Annotated in this window: 2 protein-coding genes; both read left to right on the top strand. The window is 71.6% G+C overall.

Annotated features, from left to right (window positions below):
* Positions 1–275: 275 nt before the first annotated feature.
* Positions 276–680, top strand: a complete 405-nt coding sequence (locus tag ACIY1X_RS26255; RefSeq protein ID WP_399686558.1) for a GtrA family protein — start codon at positions 276–278, stop codon at positions 678–680.
* Positions 681–715: 35 nt separating this feature from the next.
* Positions 716–1,621 carry a YihY/virulence factor BrkB family protein gene (locus ACIY1X_RS26250; protein WP_399686556.1) on the top strand — a complete coding sequence of 302 codons (906 nt, stop codon included), beginning with the start codon at positions 716–718 and terminating at the stop codon, positions 1,619–1,621.
* Positions 1,622–1,854 lie beyond the last annotated feature (233 nt).

Genomic DNA, 1,854 nt, shown 5'->3' with positions numbered 1-1,854 from the left:
CGTGCGGTACGTGCTGGAGCGAGAATGAGTCCACCCCCGTTTCTCCCGGACTTCGCAGGTCTCATCCGAGCAGCCGCCAGAGGCGGCAGCTCTTCCGGCCGTCCAAGCCTGCGCAGGCAGGCTTGGAGCCGCGGCCCTCAGCCCCTCAAGGGGGTGCACCCGGCGGCCCGGCAAAGCCGGCTCCGCGGGTGCACTGGCATGGCCTGCTCCACGGCTCTTCGGTTCTGTTTCGTTGCATGCAATGCCGGTGATACGCAACGCCCTGGGCCACTGAGATGAACACCATCGGCGAACGCCGGCGCCTGCTGCTGTTCGCCGTGGCCGGCGCGATCGGCTTCGTGGTCGATGCCGGCGTGCTGTACGCGCTGGCGTCCTGGCTGGGCTGGTACGCGGCGCGGGTGCTCTCCTTCCTCGCGGCGGCCAGCGTCACCTGGCTCTTCAACCGCCGCTACACCTTCGCCGCGGCGCGTCCGCCGTCGCTGTGGCGCGAGTACCTGGCCTACCTGGGCGCCATGCTGGGTGGCGCGGCGGTCAACTACGCCATCTACGCGCTGACGCTGCACCTGGCGCAGGGGCCCTGGGCCGCGCTGCTGGGCGTGGCACTGGGCAGCCTGGGCGGCATGGCCGTCAACTATCTCTCGGCGCGGCACCTGGTGTTCCGGCCGCGCGGCCCGCGCTGATCGACAGCGCCGGCCGATGCCGCTAGGGTCGGGGCATGTCTGCCGCGCCGCCACCTTCTTCTTCTCCCTCCTTGCCGCCCTTCGTCCGCAAGCTGCTCACCCCCCTGCGGCCGCTGGCGCCGCTGTGGCGCGCGGCCACGCTATGGCAGGAGGCCGACGGCCTGCGCATGAGCGCGGCGATGTCCTTCTACGGCATCCTGAGCCTGGCGCCCCTGCTGGTGCTGATCGTCGCCATCCTGGGCTGGTGGCTGGACCGCGCGTTCGTCGAGACGCGCCTGGTCAGCGAGATCGCCGGGGTGGTGGGCCAGCGCGGCGCGCAGGCGGTGCAGCAGGCGATCACCAGCGCGCAGCAGCCGCGCGAAGGGATCATCGCCTCGGCGCTGGCCTTCGTCCTGCTCATCTCCGGCGCCACCGGCGTGTTCGCCGAACTGCAGTCCGCCTTCGAGCGGCTGTGGCGCCAGGGCGGCCCGCCGGCGCCCAAGGCGCCGTGGTGGCACACCGCCTCGCTGCGGCTGCGCGGGCTGGGCTACATCCTGGTGTTCGGCCTGCTGCTGCTGATGTCGCTGGCGGCCAGCACGGCGATCAACTTCATCGCCGACTGGGCCGGCCAGTGGCTGTCGCTCAAGCCGCTGCTGCGCGCCATCAACGAGCTGATCTCCTTCGCCTTCTGCACGGGCCTGTTCGCCGGCCTGATGCGGCTGAGCAGCGGCCCCAAGCCGCGCCTGCGCTACATGCTGGCGGGCGGCGCGGTGGGCGCGGTGCTGTTCACGCTGGGCAAGCAGGCGCTGGCGATCTACCTCTCGACGGCAGCCGTCGTCTCGGCCTACGGCGCGGCCGGCTCGCTGGTGGTGATCCTGATGTGGATCTACTTCACGGCCGCGATCCTGCTGTTCTCGGCCAGTTGCGCGCGGGCGCTGCACGAGGAGGCGGCGGCGCGCTGAGCCGATTGGGTCGCGGCCGCGGTCGTGATCCGTGATCCGGCCCCTCACACCCGTTCGATAACCCTCACCGTTCACGCTGAGCCTGTCGAAGCGCCGCGCCCCGGCTTCGACAAGCTCAGCCCGAACGGGTGGGGGGGATCGACCTCATCCGGTCGCTTTCCCCTTTGATGCACCCCAGCGGTTCCACGCGCCGTGGCCGGGGGCCTGGGGCGCGGGCGATTTGTGGGGCGGCG

Source organism: Xenophilus sp., from assembly GCF_044462705.1.
Taxonomy (GTDB): Bacteria; Pseudomonadota; Gammaproteobacteria; order Burkholderiales; family Burkholderiaceae_C; genus Xenophilus; species Xenophilus azovorans.
This window is presented reverse-complemented; position numbering and strand designations above follow the sequence as displayed.

Bases quoted from the DNA above. Each gene is read 5' to 3' on its own strand.
- ACIY1X_RS26255 (WP_399686558.1), top strand. From the start codon at position 276: ATGAACACCATCGGCGAACGCCGGCGCCTGCTGCTGTTCGCCGTGGCC.
- ACIY1X_RS26250 (WP_399686556.1), top strand. From the start codon at position 716: ATGTCTGCCGCGCCGCCACCTTCTTCTTCTCCCTCCTTGCCGCCCTTC.